Source organism: Oribacterium sinus (assembly GCF_014202695.1).
GTDB lineage: Bacteria > Bacillota > Clostridia > Lachnospirales > Lachnospiraceae > Oribacterium > Oribacterium sinus.
Map to the genome: position 1 here is coordinate 81,948 of NZ_JACHHH010000006.1, position 19,385 is coordinate 101,332.

Annotated in this window: 14 protein-coding genes; all 14 read right to left on the reverse strand. The window is 43.7% G+C overall.

Annotated elements, in window-relative coordinates; translation table 11 throughout:
* Positions 1 to 78: 78 nt before the first annotated feature.
* Entirely contained in the window at positions 79 to 1,368 is a 1,290-nt protein-coding gene (locus HNQ46_RS06820; protein WP_183684023.1) for a methionine gamma-lyase family protein, read from the reverse strand.
* The gene (gene miaA / locus HNQ46_RS06825; RefSeq protein ID WP_183684024.1) at positions 1,320 to 2,294 is read right to left on the reverse strand and encodes a tRNA (adenosine(37)-N6)-dimethylallyltransferase MiaA; all 975 of its coding nucleotides are present in this window, start codon (positions 2,292 to 2,294) and stop codon (positions 1,320 to 1,322) included. The genes HNQ46_RS06820 and miaA overlap by 49 nt, the downstream gene beginning before the upstream one ends.
* The gene (gene mutL, locus HNQ46_RS06830) at positions 2,295 to 4,400 is read right to left on the reverse strand and encodes a DNA mismatch repair endonuclease MutL (protein ID WP_183684025.1); all 2,106 of its coding nucleotides are present in this window, start codon (positions 4,398 to 4,400) and stop codon (positions 2,295 to 2,297) included.
* On the reverse strand, positions 4,397 to 7,042 hold the full coding sequence (mutS, locus tag HNQ46_RS06835) for a DNA mismatch repair protein MutS (protein ID WP_183684026.1): 2,646 nt from the start codon (positions 7,040 to 7,042) through the stop codon (positions 4,397 to 4,399). Before mutS ends, mutL begins: the two co-directional genes overlap by 4 nt.
* Complete coding sequence (miaB, locus tag HNQ46_RS06840; protein WP_183684027.1) at positions 7,042 to 8,475, reverse strand: tRNA (N6-isopentenyl adenosine(37)-C2)-methylthiotransferase MiaB; 1,434 nt, start codon at positions 8,473 to 8,475, stop codon at positions 7,042 to 7,044. The genes mutS and miaB overlap by 1 nt, the downstream gene beginning before the upstream one ends.
* A gap of 83 nt (positions 8,476 to 8,558) precedes the next feature.
* Entirely contained in the window at positions 8,559 to 10,160 is a 1,602-nt protein-coding gene (locus tag HNQ46_RS06845; protein ID WP_183684028.1) for an NAD(P)/FAD-dependent oxidoreductase, read from the reverse strand.
* Positions 10,153 to 11,523, reverse strand: a complete 1,371-nt coding sequence (locus HNQ46_RS06850) for an aminoacetone oxidase family FAD-binding enzyme (RefSeq protein ID WP_183684029.1) — start codon at positions 11,521 to 11,523, stop codon at positions 10,153 to 10,155. The genes HNQ46_RS06845 and HNQ46_RS06850 overlap by 8 nt, the downstream gene beginning before the upstream one ends.
* Positions 11,524 to 11,599: 76 nt before the next feature.
* A complete protein-coding gene (locus tag HNQ46_RS06855) occupies positions 11,600 to 13,279 on the reverse strand; it encodes a putative polysaccharide biosynthesis protein (RefSeq protein ID WP_183684030.1) in 1,680 nt (559 codons plus the stop codon).
* On the reverse strand, positions 13,276 to 13,773 hold the full coding sequence (gene ybeY, locus HNQ46_RS06860) for an rRNA maturation RNase YbeY (RefSeq protein WP_183684031.1): 498 nt from the start codon (positions 13,771 to 13,773) through the stop codon (positions 13,276 to 13,278). Before ybeY ends, HNQ46_RS06855 begins: the two co-directional genes overlap by 4 nt.
* Positions 13,685 to 14,746 (reverse strand): PhoH family protein, encoded by a 1,062-nt coding sequence (locus HNQ46_RS06865; protein ID WP_007156090.1) that lies wholly within the window; start codon positions 14,744 to 14,746, stop codon positions 13,685 to 13,687. The genes ybeY and HNQ46_RS06865 overlap by 89 nt, the downstream gene beginning before the upstream one ends.
* Positions 14,747 to 14,815: 69 nt before the next feature.
* Positions 14,816 to 14,992 carry a 30S ribosomal protein S21 gene (gene rpsU, locus HNQ46_RS06870; RefSeq protein ID WP_005539624.1) on the reverse strand — a complete coding sequence of 59 codons (177 nt, stop codon included), beginning with the start codon at positions 14,990 to 14,992 and terminating at the stop codon, positions 14,816 to 14,818.
* 113 nt (positions 14,993 to 15,105) lie between these two features.
* The gene (alaS, locus tag HNQ46_RS06875) at positions 15,106 to 17,751 is read right to left on the reverse strand and encodes an alanine--tRNA ligase (protein ID WP_183684032.1); all 2,646 of its coding nucleotides are present in this window, start codon (positions 17,749 to 17,751) and stop codon (positions 15,106 to 15,108) included.
* A gap of 135 nt (positions 17,752 to 17,886) precedes the next feature.
* Positions 17,887 to 18,801 (reverse strand): alpha/beta hydrolase, encoded by a 915-nt coding sequence (locus HNQ46_RS06880; RefSeq protein ID WP_183684033.1) that lies wholly within the window; start codon positions 18,799 to 18,801, stop codon positions 17,887 to 17,889.
* 25 nt (positions 18,802 to 18,826) lie between these two features.
* On the reverse strand, positions 18,827 to 19,384 hold the full coding sequence (locus HNQ46_RS06885) for a hypothetical protein (protein ID WP_183684034.1): 558 nt from the start codon (positions 19,382 to 19,384) through the stop codon (positions 18,827 to 18,829).
* Position 19,385 lies beyond the last annotated feature (1 nt).

Genomic DNA, 19,385 nt, shown 5'->3' on the forward strand with positions numbered 1-19,385 from the left:
CTTTCAAAAGTAAAGCCTTTATTCTGAACAAGCGGCATAAGGGACACTTGAGATTTCTCGTAAGATTTACTTGGGTATTTATTCCTTTGGAATTTTTACAAGTCCTGCCTTAAAAATATTATCCAGAGCCTTGATCACACCGAATTTTCCGTGGGCAAAGGTCAGACCGCCCTGAAAATATACGGAATAGGGCTCTCTTAGGGGGGCATCTGCGGATAATTCAATGCTGGAGCCGGAAATAAAGGCCCCTGCAGCCATGACCACCGGATCTTCATAGCCCGGCATATCCCAGGGTTCCGGGCGAACAAAGGAATCTACCGGAGAAGCTTCTTGAATTCCTCTACAAAAAGCCAGCAAAGCTTCTCCATTGCCCATACGAATTTCCTGAATAATATCGTTTCTTGGACTGTCCGCTTTAGGGTGACAGGAATAGCCCAGGGATTCAAAAAGACTTGCAGCAAATATCGCACTTTTTTCCGCTGAAGCGGTAACAGTAGGTGCCAGGAAAAAGCCTTGGAAGAAATCCTTGTTACAGTGTAAGGAAGGGCCAAGCTCCTTTCCTAAGCCGGGAGCAGTCAGTCGCACCGCTGCCCTTTCAATACATTCTTTGCTTCCGGCAATATAGCCTCCGATGGGAGCCAGTCCTCCGCCGGGGTTTTTAATGAGGGATCCTACCACCATATCGGCTCCGTAGTCACTGGGCTCTTCCGTGCATACAAATTCACCATAGCAGTTATCCACCATGCAGATCAAATCCTTCTTACAGCCCTTGATAAAGCGAATCAAGTCTCCAATTTCCTTAGGACTGAAGCTCTTTCTATCGCTATAGCCCTTGGAACGTTGAATTTCCACCAATCTGGTTTTTTCGGAAATGGCATTTTTAATGCCCTCATAATCAAAGGAACCATCCGGCAGTAAAGCGACCTCTTTGTAGCTCACACCAAATTCCTTCAAGGAGCCTAGGGAGTCTCTGATTCCGATAACCTCGTCCAAGGTGTCGTAGGGCTTACCTACCGGAGATAAAATTTCATCTCCCGGACGAAGGTTTCCCTGCAGGGCTATAGCCAAAGCATGGGTTCCGCAGACAATCTGGGAACGAACCAAGGCATCCTCCGTATGAAAATAATTGGCATAAACCTCTTCCAAGGCATCTCTTCCAATATCGTTGTAGCCGTAGCCGGTGCTTCCTAGCAAATGGGCCTCTGAAACCTTTGCCTTTTGCAGAGCCTGTAAAACCTTTAATTGGTTGATTTCCGCAATTTCATCAATATCTTTGAAACGGCCCTCCAGATTTTTTAATATTTTTTCACTATAGGCAATTACTTCCGGAGAAATGCCCATTTCTTCATAGATTCTTTGATAATCCATTCTATTCTTTCCTCCTTACCCTCTGCAAATTCCTCCTCAGAGAGGAAAATGGTATTTTTCTCTCTTCTAAACCAGGTCATCTGCCTTTTGGCATAGTTTCTGGAATGCTGCTGAATTTTTTCGATACACTCATCTTCTGTGTATCGTCCCTCTAAATAAGCAAAAACCTCCTTATAGCCTATAGCATTACAGCCCGGCATATTTTCCCGATAGCCCTGCTCATAAAGCGCCTGAACCTCTTGAAACAAGCCCTCTTCCTTCATTTGCAGAACACGGTCATGGATACCCTGATACAATTTCTCCCGTTCTCTACACAATACTATAAATAGAGCATCATAGAGAGATTCTTTTTTTTGCTCTTCCTGATTATGTTGGGAAATGGGACTTTTATGCAGATAGTAATATTCCAAGGCACGGATGATTCTCTGCTTGTTGTTTTCATGGATAGCCTTTGCCGCTTCCGGATCTACTTGGGACAGCTCCTGGTGAAGAGGAATCGTCCCTTCTCTCTCCAGCCTGTCCGTAAGCTCCCTTCGGATTCTATCCTTTTCTTCCTGATTCTCCTCCTGAAAGTCTATATCATAGAGCATGGCTTGAATATAGAATCCGGTTCCCCCCACCAAAATGGGAAGTTTTTCTCTACTGTAAAGCTCGGCAATTTTTTCCCTTGCCATCCTTTGAAATAGGCTGGCATCATAATTCTCAGAAGGATTAAGGATATCCAGAAGATGGTGGGGAATTCCCTGCTTCTCTTCTTCTTTCACCTTACCGGAACCGATATCCAGTCCTTTGTAAACCTGAACAGAGTCAGCGGAAATACATTCTCCGTCCAAAGCCTTGGCTAAGGCGATGGAGGTACCGGTTTTTCCTACCGCAGTAGGACCTGCCAAAATCAATAAGGGTTTATGTTTTTCCCAAAGATTCATTTACACAATCCTCTTAAACATTTTTTCCAAATCCTGCTTTTTGAAGGCCACTATTGTAGGCCGGCCATGGGGGCAGGCATAAGGATTTTCCAAGGTAAAAAGCTTCTGTACCAAAGCCTCTGCCTCCTGAAAGCTAAGGAGCTGATTCCCCTTTACAGATGCCTTGCAGGACATGGACGCAATTTTATTATAGACGCTCTCCGCTTCGGAAAGATTCCCTTCTTCTGCAAGTGCATCCAGAATTTCATGGAAAAGCATTTCCGCATCCAAAGACGGAAAGTCCGCAGGGATTCCTTCTAAGGCATATCGCTTCTCTTCTTCCTTTCGGATTCTATAGCCAAGATGGGTAAAATAGTCCTTGGTCTTTTCATAGAGCTCTTCCTCTTTCGCATTAAAGACCATGGTTTTAGGAAGGATTCCCTGACTGATTCCCGGCTTTTCCAGGTAATTCTTTCGCATTTTTTCAAAGTTCACCTTCTCATGGGCAGCATGCTGGTCCATAATAAAGAGTTCCTTTTGAAATTCTATCAACCAGTAAGTCTGAAAAACCTGCCCAATCAGGCGGAATTCCCTTTCTCCCTCTTCGGAGAAAAAGGAAGTAGAAAATAGACTTTCCTGTTCTGCTGATGGGAGATTTTCCGATTCGGTGAAAAGCTGCTCTTCCTTTGGGATAGTATTCTCTTCCTTTGGGATAGTATTCTCTTCCTTTTCAGAAGCCTTTTCTTCTTCCTCTAAACGAATCCCCTTTGTTAAGTCAAACTCTTCATAAATAAGCTTCTCTTCCCTTGTTTCTGCTTTCTGCTGATTCAGCTCCGGAACTTCTATTCTAAACGGAGCCTTTTCTGAAGCCTCTCCTATAGGGTACCTTTGATTTACAGCTTCAGCTTTTTCTTTCTCTTGCTCTTTTATTGCAGAAATCTGTTCGGCACTTTGCTTATCGTTTTGATCACTTCTAACTGCTTCTTCGGGAATATCATTTTTATTCTCTTTTTTCTCCTCTTTTTTCTCCCAAAGCTGACTGGAAGGGGAAAGAAATGTCGTACTCTTCTCCTCCTTCTCCTTTTGGAAAAGGGAAAGGGGACTATGGTCAATCAAGTCTGCCTTGGATAAAGTCTTGCTTACACAGTCAAAGAGTGCCTGATAAATTTTTTCTCGATTCTGAAAACGCACCTCCAGCTTTTGTGGATGCACATTCACATCCACAAGATTGGGGCTTAGGTGTAAAAAGACGATGGCAAAGGGAAACTTATGCTGCATCAAAAAGGGTTTATAGGCGTCCTCCAAGGCTCTACTTAGTAAAGAATCCCGCACAAAACGACCATTCACGAAGAAAATTTCATATTGCCTGTTGGAACGGGTAAGGCTTGGCTTTCCCAAAAGCCCCTCAATATGCAGGGTAGCCAATCCTGTTAGGCTGGATGGATAATAGGATTCCTTTATTTCCAGGCTATCCTTGGCAAAGCTCTTTCCGTAAATACCGAATACCACATCGGAAAGCTTCCCTCCTCCCAGGGTTTGGAATCGACTTTTTCCATCCTTTACAAAATGAAAAGAAATGCCCGGATTGGCTAGAGCCAGCTTTTCCACCATTTCCTCAACCCTACTGGCTTCCGTGCTTTCACTTAATAAAAACTTTTTTCTGGCAGGCACATTGTAGAAAAGATCCCGCACTAATATACTGGTACCGTCCATTCCCCCTACTTCTTCTACCGGAGAGAAGCTACCTCCCTCCACAAGAATTCTGTGGGCAAGAAAATCTTCCTGCCTTTTGCTGATACATTCTACCTTAGCCACGGAGGCAATAGAAGCCAAGGCCTCTCCACGGAAGCCGAAGCTTAAAATCTCTTCCAAGTCTTTGGGATTTTGGATCTTACTGGTGGCATGGGGCATAAAGGCCCTCTCCAAATCCTCAGAAAAGATTCCCTCTCCGTTATCACTTACCCGAAGAAAGCTGATTCCGCCCCCCTTAATCTCTATGGATATTGCCGTAGCTTTAGCATCCAAAGCATTTTCCACCAGCTCTTTTACGATACTGCTGGGACGCTCCACCACTTCTCCTGCGGCAATTTGATTGATGCACTCCTGGCTTAATAGGTGAATTTTCAACGAAGTTTCTCCTTTAAACTAAACAACAGATTGATGGCTTCCAAGGGACTCATGCTTTCAAAGGAATCATTTCGAATACAGTCTAAAACTTCTTTTTCTTCCTTTCTTAGCTCTGAAGCAAAATTTTTCCTTCCTCTTTCTTCGAGTTTTAAGGTTTTTTCCGGAAAATCCTCTACAAATTTTTCTTCCGGGGCCTCTTCAAAATCTAAATGCTGAAGACGAAGGTCCTTTTCATTTAAGAAGCTGGAGATTTCTCTGGCTCTGTCCAATACGGGCGCCGGAACACCCGCTAGCTTGGCCACATCAATACCATAACTTTCGTCTGCCCCTCCCGGCATAATCTTACGAAGGAACTGTATTTCCCCCTGCTCCTTGGATACCGCTATACAGTAGTTCTTCACATTTTCCAGCTTCCCCTCTAGTACACTTAACTCATGATAGTGGGTGGCAAAGAGGGTTTTGGCTTTGATTTCCCTGGCAAGATATTCCACCACTGCCCAGGCTATGGAAAGGCCGTCAAAGGTGGAGGTACCTCTTCCGATTTCATCCAAAATCAACAGAGAATTTTCTGTAGCATTTCGTAAAATATTGGAAACCTCACTCATTTCCACCATAAAGGTGGATTGACCGGAGGCCAAATCATCGGAAGCTCCCACTCTGGTAAAGATTCTGTCGCAGATAGGAATATCCGCCTGCTTTGCCGGCACAAAGGAGCCGATGGAAGCCATCAGAACGATTAAGGCAACTTGTCGCATATAAGTGGATTTTCCTGCCATATTGGGACCGGTTATAATCGCTATTTTTTCCTCTTTGCCAAGACTTGCATCATTGGGGACAAAGCTTTGGTCCTGTAAAAGTTTTTCCACCACCGGATGACGACCATCCACAATTGTTAAATTACCTTCTTCATTGATTTTTGGACGAACATACTGCTCCTGCATAGCTACCTTGGAAAGAGAAAGGCAGGCATCCAAAAAGGCAATTTCCTTGGCGGTTTTTTGCATTCTCCCAAGCTCCCGGGAAAGCTCTTCCCGCAAATTTACAAAGAGACTGTATTCCAGCTGCTGTAAATTTTCAGCCGCTCCCAAGATTTTATTCTGTAAATCCTGTAATTCTACGGTTGTGTATCGTTCCGCCTGGGCCAAAGTCTGTCTTCTAATAAAATAGTCGGGGATTTCCCCCTGATAGGACTTGGAGATTTCAAAGCAGTAGCCGAAAATACGGTTATATTTGATTTTCAGATTTTTAATTCCGCTTTTTTCTCTTTCCTGCTCTTCCAGCCGGTTCAGCCATTCTTTCCCATGCTCCCCCGCTTCCCGGAAAAGTCGCACCTCTTCATGGAAGGAAGACTTAATGATTCCTCCCTCCTTAATGCTAAGGGGGGGATCCTCTTCAATACATTCATCAATCCTGGTATAAAGCTCCTCCAGTGCATCCATTTTCTGTCCTAAGCCCTGTAAAAGCTTTCCGGAAAAGGAGCTTAAAGTTCTTTTTATCACCGGCAGGAATTGTAAAGAGGATTTTAAAGCCAGCATATCTCTGGCATTGGCGGAGGAAATGCTGATTTTCCCAATCAGTCTTTCCATATCGTAGATGGAATCCAGATATTCTCTAAGCTCTTCTCCGTCAATATAACGCTGACAAAGCTCTTCTATACAATCTAAACGCTCCTCCATTTTCTTTCTTTCCCGAAGCGGTCGTTCCAGAAAATGGCGAAGCATACGACTTCCCATGGCGGTATGGGTTTTGTCCAGTACCCAAAGCAGGCTTCCTCGCTTTTTCTTGTCTCTAAGGGTTTCCCAAAGCTCCAGATTTCTCTGGGTGGAAAGGTCCAAAAGCATATAGTCTTCCCGATGAAAGCGCTCTATATGCCGAATATGGGATAAAATATTCTTCTGGGTATCATAAAGATAGCGTAGGCAGGCACCTAAAGCCCTTCTTTCCAAAGGGGCATGCTCTAGCCCTAAGCCGGGGATGGAAGAAGAAAAATGGGAAGAAAGAATCTTATCCGCCTCTTCCTTTCCAAAATAATCCTTCTCCTTTTCTGTAATGCTTAAGCTAAAGCGACTGTCCAAGGCAGAGCTTAATTCTTTATCCTCTAAAAAGCCTATGGGACAGAGAATCTCCTTTGGGGAAAAACGGGAGATTTCATCCAGAAACTCCTTGTTATCGGAAACACTTAAACTGTATAGCTCTCCGGTACTGATATCCACGGTAGCAAGACCGATGCCGCTGTTTCCCGGATAAATAGCGGAAAGATAGTTATTTTTTCCTTCCTCTAAAGCAGTTTCCTCGGTCTGGGTTCCGGGAGTAATCACTCGGATAATCTCCCGTTTTACCAGTCCTTTAGCAAGCTTTGGATCCTCTACCTGTTCTCCTATGGCGACCTTAAAGCCCTGGGAAACCAATTTACTGACATAGGAATCCGCCGCATGATAAGGAATTCCGCACATGGGGGCCCTTTCCTCCAGACCGCAATCCTTCCCTGTAAGCACCAAATCCAAAGCCTTGGAGGCTTTGATAGCATCCTCAAAGAACATTTCATAAAAATCTCCAATGCGGTAAAAGAGTAGGGCATCAGGTACCTCCTTCTTGCTCTCCAAATATTGCCGCATCATAGGGGATAATTTTGCTTCATCCATTAAAGAACACTCCCATAGTAATAAAAGCCCATAGATTTATCCAAACGAACCGGAACAATTTCTCCGATTAAGCGCTCTCCACCTTCAAAGTGAACCAGCACATTGTTGCTCAGTCTTCCGGTCAGCATATTCTCGGACTCTTTGTCCTTTTCTTCCACTAAAACTTCCATGACCTTACCCAGGTCTCTTCCTTCTCTCTCCTCGGAATGAAGACGAATATGCTCTAAAAGACGCTGGAAACGCTCCTTTACCACATCCTCAGGAACTGCCTCCCACTTAGCGGCCGGAGTTCCCGTACGCTTGGAATACTGGAAGGTAAAGGCGGAATCAAACTTGGAGTAGGCAACCACCTCCATGGTATCCTGAAAATCCTCTTCCGTCTCCCCGGGGAAACCTACAATAATGTCTGTCGTTAGGCTCACATCCGGCAAAACTTCTCTTATCTTTTTCACCAAAGCCATATAGGATTCTTTACTGTAATGCCGGTTCATCCTCTTTAAAATAGCCGTAGAGCCGGATTGTAGGGGCAGGTGAATATGATTGCAAATGTTTTCATTTTCCTTCATAACCTGTAAAAGCTCATCGGAAAAATCCTTGGGATTAGGGGTCATGAAACGGAGTCGCTTAAGACCGGGAAGCTTTGCAATTTTTGCCAAAAGCTCCGGAAAGGAACATTCCTCCTTCTTGTCCAAGCCATAGGAATTCACATTTTGCCCAAGGAGCATGATTTCTTTTACGCCGTCGGCAACCAATGCCTCACATTCTTTCAAAATTTCCTGAGAATCTCTGGACTTTTCTCTTCCTCTCACGTAGGGCACAATACAATAAGTACAGAAATTATTGCAGCCAAAGCTGATATTTACGGCTGCTCTAAAGCTATATTTCCTCTTGGAGGGAAGATTTTCCACGATTTCCGCACTATCCTCCAAAAGCTCTACCTTCTTCTCCTTGGAGAGCATGGTTTCTAAAAGATACTCTGCCAGCTTATAGATATTGTGGGTACCGAAAATCAGATGCACATAGGGATATTTTCTCTGAATGGTTTCCACCTCATCCTTTTCCTGCATCATACAACCGGTAATTCCAATGATTAAGTCCTTATTTCTTTGATAGAGATGCTTAAGCTGTCCGATACGACCATAAAGCTTTTGATTGGCATTCTCCCGGACGGTACAGGTGGTAAAGAGGATTACATCCGCTTCCTCTTCCTTCTCCGTAATGCTATAGCCTGCTTCCTGTAAAATTCCCTGAAGCTTTTCTCCGTCCTTGGCAGACATCTGGCAACCGATGACGGTCACCATGGCCTTGGCCTCATAGCCCTCTCCCTTTTTTACATCCAACAGGGCTTTGATTTGTTCTATAAAGTAAAACTGGCGCTCCGGCTCATTGGCAGGTGCGTTTTCCAATATTTCCGTAAATAACTTGTTTCCCACAATTCCCTCACATTTCTATTTTTGTAGCATAGCTAGATAGCTAGTTTTATATCTGTATAAGAATATAATATGGCAAGGCTATATTATTTCCCTAAGGAACGGATATAGGCCTCTGCCACCTTCATGCCGTCCATGGCGGCACTCATAATTCCTCCGGCATAGCCGGCGCCCTCTCCACAAGGGTAAATCTCCTTCTCCATACAGCGGAGTTCTTCATCCCTTAAAATTCTAAGGGGAGAAGAGGTTCTGCTCTCCACGCCGTAAATCAGGGTATTTCCCTTGGAAAAGCCCCTCATCTTTCCTTCAAAGGCTTCCATGGATTCAATAAAATCCTCCTTGATATTGCCAAGCTTTGGATAGTTTTCAAAGTGGAATAGAGGGCTTAAATCACATTCCTTGCTCTGCCCCTTCAGCATAAGTTCTAAATTCTCCGCATCACTAGCGACATTTTTAATTTTGTCGTATCTGCTGTAGGGCACTCTTCCCTTACCAAGTTGAAAAGCCTTCTCTTCCCAGTATTCCTGCAAAGCAATTCCGGCAAGGGGATTATTTACTCCCCCGTATTCCTCTTTTTTTATCGTGAATATGATGGCGGAGTTGGCATAGCCGCTGTCTCTTTTGCTATAGCTCATACCGTTCACACAAAGTCGTCCCTCCTCCGAAGAAGAGTTTACCACATATCCTCCCGGACACATACAGAAGCTGTAAAAAGAACGATGCTTTGCCTGATGACTGATTTTATAGGCGGAGGCTCCCAGCTTTTCTCTTAATTCCTCGGGAATCTCACCGTATAACGCGGCATCGATATCCCTTTGGCTATGCTGAACTCTAAAGCCCATGGCAAAATCCTTAGCCACAATGGGATAAGAAAGGGCGTAAAGCTCCCGAAAGCTGTCTCTTGCGCTATGGCCGATGGCGATAATTAAGGGGTGCCTTTCCTCCTTTTGAAAATGATACTGCTGTCCGAAGTGGATTTCTCCCCCAAGACTCTCTATTTCCTTTCTAATGGAGGAAACAATGGAAATCAGGGCATCCGTTCCCACATGGGGTTTGGCATCATAGAGGATTTCTTCCTTGGCACCATGCCGGATAAATTCCTGAAGAACAAAACGGGAGCGACCATGTTGATCCTTTACCAGGGTATTCAGCTTTCCGTCAGAAAAAGTTCCTGCTCCTCCTTCCCCAAATTGGGGATTAGATTCCTTGATTAAAATCCCCTTCTCCCATAGGGCTTCCACATCCTTTGCTCTTTCCTCCACAGCCTTTCCCCTTTCATAAACAATGGGGCGACAGCCGGCTTTGGCCAAGAGTAGACTTGCAAAGATTCCTGCCGGTCCAAAGCCCACCACGATGGGACGATGCTCTTCCGACTGAAAGAAATCCTCCACAGCCTTTCCTTGAATCCTATCAGGACACTTAGGCTCCTGATACAGAACAGGAGTAAAGCTTTGAATATCTTTATTTTTCAGTTTGGCAAGGAGCTTCTTCTCGGAAACTCCCCTTAGCTCCACTGAAACCGTATAAACATAAAAGAGCTGGGACTTTTTTCTGGCATCCAAAGAACGGCGAAGAATCTGATAGGAAGAAATCTCCTCCTTTTTCAGCTTTAGGCACTTCGCAATGGCCGGTAGAAGGGCATCCTCTTCCTTCTCTATAGCTAATTTCAACTGTCCGATTTTAATCATTTTTCTTCCCCATGGCTCTTCCCGCCAAAATTCCCGATCCAAAGGCAAAATGAAGATTATAGCCTCCACAAATGCCGTCCACATCCAAGACTTCCCCGGCAAAGTATAAATCCGGATTCTTTTTACTTTGAAATTCCGGAATGAAAATTTCCGATATATTCACCCCTCCTGCCGTACATTGGGCTCTTTGAAAATCTCCGATTCTTTCCGGATGAAAAGGAAAATGCAGGCAAAGCTGACATAGTTCCAATATTTTTTGATCCGAAATATCCTGAATCTTTTGCTTTAGAGGAAAGGCTGTCCTTTCGTAAAGCACTAGACTCAGTTTTTCCGGAAATAGTCCAAGCAAAAAGGCTTCTCCTCTCTCCTCTTCCAAAAGCTCTTTTCTTTTAAGAAAATAGTTTTTGGCCTCCTCCTCTTCAAATTTCGGAAGGAAGGACAGTTCCAAAGAAAACTTTGCTTTTTCTTCCAAAAGCCTATGCACCAGGCGACTCATTTGAAAAACAATAATACCGGATATCCCGTAATCCGTGCATTGCAGTTCTCCCTCATCCTGAAAAACTAAATCCTGCTCCTTATAAAGCCCGGCCCTCACATCCACTCTGACACCGGACCAAAGCTTAACATAGTCTTCCTTGGTATAGATGGGGACAAGGCTGGGGAAAAGAGGAGAAACCGTATGGGATAAAGTTTTCGCAAAACCATAGCCCTCACCGGAAGCTCCAAGAGCTTCCATGGCCAGTCCTCCGCTGGCAATTAAAAGCTTCCTCCCTTGTAGAGAAAACTCTTTTTCTTCCCATTCCATTTTTTCTTTTTTATTCTTTTCCTTTTTTCTGTTTTTTTCTTTACTTCCGGAGACAAGAGTATAGTCGGAAAAATGATCCTTGTGAAAGGAAGAATCATCTCCTCTCTTAGGCAGAAGCTTTTTTCCTTTTAAGAAAAAGCCCTCTTTCTCAGTCCAAGAAATTGCTTCAACCCTATGTTGCAGACAGATTTCTACGCCTAGCTTGTAAAGAGCGTTTTCCAGGCATTGCACCAGACTCTTTGCCTGGTCGGAATAGGGATAGACATAGTCGCCTCTGAATTTTGGGTATATTCCCAAGGATTTAAAATACTCTAAGGAATCCTTGCTATCAAACTGTGCTAAAAAGGGAGGAATGCATTCCGGATGATTGCTGCGATAGGCAGAAATCGGCATAGAAAGATTGGTAAAATTGGCTCTTCCGTTTCCGGTCTGACTTAACTTCTTACCAAGGCAAGATTGTTTTTCCACTAAAAGAACCGACTTTGCACCGGCTCTTTTTGCTTCTATGGCAGCCACCATACCGGCAGCTCCTCCTCCCACAATGATACAATCCTTCATATTGCCCCTATTCTTTTCTATATCCTTTGATTATATTTCATCTTTTTAATTTTAAGCTTATTTATAGTTTTCGATTTTAATCCTTGATAAATCTCTTTAAACGTCCCCCCATAGGCATTTCATCCAGGTCTTCTTTGGAAAAGGCATTCATCTTCAGAAGACTTCCAAAGTAGAGAACCACCGCAACGAAAATCGCCGGAAGTAAAGACAGGGCGGAACCGATTCTTCCCTTCCCAAGCTTCTCCGGAAGAAGGAAATGAATCAAGAAATAGCAGCCAAATGCAAAAATTCCCATAATGAGAGAAGCTAAAATAGGATATCCTATGGTTTTTCCCCAGTCTATTACGCATCTGGTATGGCGTTTTATAGCGGCCTGATTTAAGATGCACATCATGATGGCAAAAAGGATATTGGAAACAACTACTCCGTAGATGCCTGTTTTTCCATATAAGAGAAGTAACAAACTGGCCAAATGAAATACCAAAGAAATGACGGAATGCTTAAGAGGCAGATTCAGATGTCCCAATCCCTGTAAAATGGCATTACTGATGGTGGACAGAGAATAGAACAAGACCGCTAAGGCTCCGATTCTGGTCACATTAATCAAAAGCATTACATTTTTTCCGGGGAAAAGCATTCTGCATAGAGGCTCCGCCAAAATACACATCCCCACCGTACAGGGCACGGCAATCAGCATACTGAAGCGAATACTGGTCTGGATTTGTCCAAGGGTCTTTTTCCGATCATGGGAAGCAACTGCCGCAGTAAGACTGGGAATCAAAGAGGAGGATAAGGCATTGGCCAAGGCCACGGGAATATTAAAGAGAATATGATATTCCCCGAAAATTCCCCACTCCATTACAATCCGCTTGGTGGGAATCTGAAGCTTAGTCATAATGCTGGAATAAAAATAATCATCTAAAACGGAGGAAATATTGTATACCGTACTGGAAATCAGGATAGGAACCATAGTTGAAAACAACAATAAGGCGGAGCGCTCGTAGCTTTCCACCATACTGCTATCCTTCTTGGCTCTCTTTCTAAGTCTTGGTCTTTGATAGGAATAAAGCATCAAAAAGAACAGCAGGGCAATAAAAGCTCCCACACCGGTTCCGATAGCTCCTCCCATAGCACCGAATGCATAGGAATACTCCGTGTTATTGTATAGCAAATTGGCTTCTTTTCCCTTAGCGAAAAGAAGGTATGCCATTAAAACGGAAAAAACGGCATTGGCAATCTGTTCCAGGATTTGAGAAATAGCTGTAGGAATCATATTTCCCATGCCCTGAAAGTACCCGCGCAAAAGTCCGAGATAGGCCATAATCCAAACGGTTGGAGCCAAGGCCCTAAGGGCATAAGAAGCAAAGGGCTTTTTCAAGGCTCCGGCTATGGCATCCGCCCCGAAGAAGAGCACAAAAGCCATAACTGCTCCCATAATGGAAGCATAAACAAAAGAAACCCTTAAAACTCTTTCCGTATTTTTAAAACGTTTCGCCGCCAAATTCTGAGAAATCAGCTTGGAAATGGCAATGGGCATGGAATAACTGGATAAAATCAGGAGTAGGGTATAAATAGAAAAGGCTGAGGTATAATAACCATTTCCCTCATCGGAAATAATTGCGGAAAGTGGAATTCGGTAAACCATGCCGATAAGGCGAACCAGAATTCCGGCAACTGCAAGAAGAGATCCCTGCAGAACAAAATTATTTCCGCTTGATCTTCTTTTTGTGGAGACTTGTCTTCTGCCTTCTCTCATCGGTAATATCCTCTATTCTCTAATATCTCTTCCTGCTTCTGCTCCATCTCTTTACGTTCCTCTTCCTCCATGTGATCATAGGAGAAAAGGTGTAATAGGGAATGTGCAACTAAAAAGGCAAGCTCTCGCTCCAAAGAATGGCCGTAGCTCTCCGCCTGTTCCTTTACCTTGTCCCAGTTTAGGACAATATCTCCCAGCATCAGCTCTCCGGTTTCCGGATCAAAATTCCCCCATTCCTCTTCCAAGCTTTCAGGAAAGCTTCCCGGAGGATCTAAAGACAATAAAGGAAAAGACAGAACATCCGTTGCATAATCAATTCCTCTTTGGCTTAGATTTAATTCCCGCATCTCCTCTGACTCTATAAAGCTTACGGAGAGGGAAACATCATAGGGACAGGAAACATAATCAAGACTTTCCTCCACGATATCCTGAATGATTTTTTCGTAATCCAGACTTGTTTGTTCCTTCACTTCCCACTGAATGTCTATTTGCATATTTATCCTTCTTTTTTCTTTCTTCGTCCTTTTCGTAGGCATTAACGATTCTTTGCACTAAGGGGTGACGAACCACGTCTTCACTGGTAAGGGTGGAAAATGCTATTCCCTCCACATTTTTTAAAACATGGATAGCATCCTCCAAACCGGATTTCTTTCCTTCTTCCAAATCCTTCTGGGTTAAATCTCCGGTAACCACCACCTTGGAGCCGAAGCCTATTCTGGTTAAGAACATCTTCATCTGCGCAGGAGTGGTATTCTGGGCTTCATCCAGGATAATATAGGCATTATCCAAGGTTCTACCACGCATATAGGCCAAGGGAGCAACTTCGATAAGGCCCTTCTCCGCATTGGCCAGATATTGTTCCGGTCCCATAATCTGGTACAGAGCATCATATAAAGGACGAAGATAGGGATCCACCTTGGACTGTAAATCTCCCGGTAAAAATCCAAGCTTCTCTCCCGCCTCTATAGCAGGTCTTGTCAGGATAATTCGGGAAACCTCCTCTTCACGAAAGGCGGAAATAGCCATAGCCATGGCCAGATAGGTTTTTCCGGTTCCCGCAGGACCGATGCCAAAGGTAATCATATTTTTCCGTATGGCATCCACATAGGCCTTTTGCCCTAAAGTCTTAGGCTTTACAGGTTTTCCCAAAGCGGTTCTTGCCAGTAAATCCTCATCCAAATGCAGGAGAGCATCTCCCTTTCCTTCCTTAACCGTCAAGGAAATGGCATAGTTTACATTTTGCTCATTAATGGCAGTCCCCTTTTGAGATAACTTCAAAAGGGAAAGAAGCACTTCCTTAGCTTTATTTGCAGCGTCTTCTTCCCCTATGATTTTCAATAATCCGTCCCGGTCAATAATACTGACTTGAAACTGTTTTTGAATTTTATTTAAATTTTGATCCATCTGTCCCAGAATGTTCATTTCATGTTCCAGAGGAATATCTAATAGTAATTCTCTTTCCGCCATGGGACTCCTTTTTTGAAAGAAAATAGCCCTAATTCATTGCTGAATCAGGGCTAACATCTAAGCTATAAATTAGTTGAACTTACGCTTTCTAGCCGCTTCAGACTTCTTCTTACGTCTTACTGATGGCTTCTCGTAATGCTCTCTCTTACGAATTTCTTGCTGGATTCCTGCCTTAGCACAGTTTCTTTTGAATCTGCGTAAAGCACTGTCCAAAGACTCGTTTTCTTTTACGATGACATTTGACATGCGATACCCCAAACCTCCCTTCGGGCACAAACTAGTGTATATTATAGCACCAATATTTCATTCGTCAATGCTTTTTTTAGAACTATAGCTATTTTTTAACTATAGCTTTCTTCTTATCCAAGCTGTTTCTTCATGCTCTCCAAGGACTGCTTTAAAGCTTCCTCCAGCTTTGCGCTGTCCTTGCCGCCGGCCTGAGCCATCTGAGGCTTACCGCCTCCCCCACCCCCAAGGATAGGCGCAATCTCTTTAATCAGATTTCCGGCATGAGCACCAAGCTTTACTGCACCGTCACTGGCTGTGGCCATAAGAATCGGCTTTCCGTCTTCTACAGAGGCCAGGAGGATAAAGGCATTCTTATGCTTATCCTTTAAGCTGTCTCCCAGATTTCTCAGAGCATTTCTGTCCATACCCGGAATATTGGTGGCAATCAGAGAACAATCCTTGTATTCTACCACTGCCAAGTCTTCCACTTCCGCATTGGCCAGCTTCGCCTTTAACTGCTCGCACTGGGAACGGCTTTCCTTTAATTCTTTCTCTAAACTCTCTACCCTGGCCAATAAGTGCTCCGGATCTGCCTTTAATTTTCCGCTAAGACTCTTTAACAGTTCCTCCTCATGGTGGAAGTAATCAAAGAGGTTCTGGGAGGTAATGGCTTCAATTCTTCTGACTCCGGCAGCAACACCCTGCTCGGAAAGAATCTTAAAGGCCTGGATGGAGGAGGAATTCTCTACATGGGTTCCACCGCAAAGCTCAATAGAGAAATCGCCTACGGAAACCACTCTTACGGTGTCACCGTACTTTTCTCCGAATAATGCGGTAGCGCCGGATTTTTTAGCTTCCTCAATGGGCATTTCCCGTGTAAGCACCACGTCAGCTCTGGCAATTTCTTCATTAACCAAATTCTCAACCTTCTCAAGCTCTTCTTTGGTCAAGGCGGTAAAGTGGGTAAAGTCAAAACGAAGTCGCTTGTCATCATAGTAAGCTCCCGCCTGCTCCACATGACTGCCCAGAGTTTCCTTCAGAGCCTTTTGTAAAAGGTGGGTAGCGGTGTGGTTTCTTGCGGTCAGGGCACGCTTTTTAGCATCTACGACTAATCTTACGGAATCGCCTACGGAAAAACCTCCCTGCTCTACTGTTCCCAGGTGAGCCAGTTTTCCCCCCTGTAAGTGAATAGTCTCTTCCACTATGAATACGGATGTACCGGAACAAATCTTTCCCTGATCTCCCTGTTGTCCACCCATGGTTCCATAGAAGGGGCTACGGTCGGTGATTACTGCGGCACGGTTTCCTGCTTCCACGGAAGGACGAATTTCATCCTCATCTCCGTTATCTGCAAGATATACAAGAGCAGTAATCTTTCCTTCACATTCCAGCTGCTCATAGCCCACAAACTCTGTCTGTAAGGAAGCTTCAAGATTCTGATAAACGTCATCTCTTCCCATATAGTTGGTGCTTTTTCTTGCCGCCCTTGCGGTTTCTCTTTGCACCTTCATAGCCTGCTGGAAAGCCTCTTCATCTACGGTAATACCGCTGTCTTCCAGAATTTCCTTGGTTAAATCCAGAGGGAAACCGTAGGTGTCATAGAGACGGAAGGCATCTTCTCCGGAAAGAAGCTTCTCTCCATTTTTCTGTAAGTCTTCCTTTAAGCCCTGTAAAATAGCAAGACCGTTATCAATAGTCTTGTTGAAACGATCTTCTTCCTCAGAAATAACCCGAAGAATCATATCCTTCTTCTCGGAAAGCTCGGGATATCCGTCAGAGGACAAGGCAATAGCCTTTTCGGAAAGCTTGGATAAACTTCCTGCAGGAATTCCCAGAATACGTCCATGTCTTGCCGCTCTTCTTAAAAGTCTACGGAAAACATAGCCTCTTCCCTCATTGGAAGGCATAATACCGTCGGAAGCCATAAAGGTACAGCTCTTTACATGGTCTGCAATAATACGGAAGGAAACATCTGCTGTTTTATCTTCCAAATATTTTTTTCCGGAAAGACGCTCAATCTCTGTCATCATGGCCTGGTTGGTATCCACATCAAACAAAGAAGGTACATCCTGGCAAACTACCGCAAGACGCTCCAGTCCCATTCCGGTATCAATGTTCTTCTGAATGAGGTCGGTGTAATTTCCTTTGCCGTCATTGTTAAACTGAGAGAATACCACGTTCCATACCTCTAAGAAACGATCGCCCTCTCCTCCCATTACATCCTCAGGACCTGTACCGTACTTCTCTCCACGGTCGTAGTAAATCTCGGAACAGGGACCACAGGGTCCAACACCGTGCTCCCAGAAATTATCTTTCTTGCCAAAGCGGTAGATGCGATCCGCAGGAATGCCGATTTCCTCATTCCATACCTTGAAAGCCTCTTCGTCCTCCAAGTAAATACTGGGATAAAGACGATCCTTCTCAAGACCTACTCTCTCTGTCAAAAATTCCCAGGCAAAATGTAAGGCCTCGGACTTAAAGTAATCTCCGAAGGAGAAATTGCCCAGCATCTCAAAGAAGGTACCGTGTCTTGCGGTCTTTCCGATATTCTCAATATCTCCCGTACGGATACACTTCTGACAGGTAGCCACTCTTCTCTTAGGCGGAATTTCCTGACCGGTAAAATAAGGCTTTAAAGGTGCCATTCCTGAGTTGATTAACAATAAGCTATTATCATTATGGGGAACCAAGGAAAAGCTTTTCATTACCAAATGTTCCTTCTCCTGAAAATAGGCTAAAAACATTTTTCTTAATTCGTTAACACCATATTTCTTCATACAATCTCCCTTTATGCAGTATAGAAATTTTGAAATCCCCTTACTAAGCACGGCAAAATCAGTAAGGTACTCATAAAGCAAGAAGGCCTGCAATACCTTCTCCACACAATCTTCCAAATTATACAGTACTTAGGGCTAGGAGGCAAGGGAGGACAAAAAGTCTTTCAGCTTTTCTGTATAGAGGCTTTTGTTTACAAAAACCGATTCCGCATGACCTGCCTTTGGTACCAACAACAAATCTCTCTTTCCCTTGGTAGCTTCATACAATCTTTCACTATTTGCCGGCAAAATGTATTGGTCAGCTGCTCCATGGATAAAAAGGATAGGCACCTGATTTTTTGCCAAAGAGTCGATGGGGCGCATGGCGGAAATAGGAATACCGAAACGAAGCTTGGCATATTGGTTCATGACCGGGCCGATAGCTGTTGGAATGTGACTGTATCGCCAGATTACCTCCAAAACATTTTCAATATCGGAAAAACCGCAGTCAGCTACAGCGAAGGAAACATTTTGTACATCTTTCAATGAGGCAATTGTTGTGGCAGCTCCAAGAGATTCTCCATGCAAGCCAATCTCCGCATTCCTTCCCAGTTTTGCCTGAAAAAAATGTACTATTTCCGCCAAATCCTTTCCTTCCCTCACACTGTAGCTGCAAAAAGTCCTTCTATTTGCTCCATGCCCTCGTAAATCATAAATAATACAATTATAGCCTAAGGAAAGATAGATAGAGGCATACTTTAAACTTCCATATCGAGTATCATAATGACCATGACTTATAATAACATATTTAGAAGAAGGGGTCGGGTTCTTTAAAATTTCTCCATGGAGCACATAAGAATCATAGCTTTTAACAGTAAACTCTTCTTTTTGCAAACCATTATAAAAGGAAGTATCATAATGTTCGCTTTGCCATTCCATAGACTCTTCCAGGCTTTGTCCTTCACCGTAGAATATATTTTTGCCAAGCATAGAGACAAAAGCTAAAAATAAAATTAAAATACTGATAAAAATCACAGCAAGGATAGATATATTAATATTTTTAATTATCATAATTTGCTCCTTTTAATGAAAAGGACTAGCCGTCCTGATCTTCAAAAATCTTCTCCAATAAAACAGAACACCTAGCCTTTGTCAGCTGAATATATTTTTTTAAGTAGTCGATATTTTCCTCTACACCGGTTTTCTCCATGCTTAGCTCTTTTTTACTCTCCATGCTTCTTTGACTCAAAAACACACTTTGCTCGGCAAAAAAGTTTTCCCGCTCATTTCCGGTGATATTTCTGCTGTAATAGCTTACCAGACGCTGCATTTCTTTATCGTAGAGTTCTCCGATTTTTTCATATCGTCTTCGCAGAGAGAGGTTTTTCTGCCAGCTTTCATCCTCTTCTATCTGATTCAATAGCTGAAATTCATTTTGAAAACGAAGATAGCTGTCGGAATCCGGCTCCTCCTCATCCTCTTCACTGGGAAGCAGGGAAAGGGGCTCTTGAACTTCTTCTCTGCTATTCCTGTTCTCCTCATAGCTTTTTAGAGCATTTTTCCAATGCCTGTGCAGGCCAAAGCTGACAAGGCTCAGAAATAGGAAAAGAAGCAATAAAATCTTAAGATAAGCCATAAATTGTTTTCTGGGCATA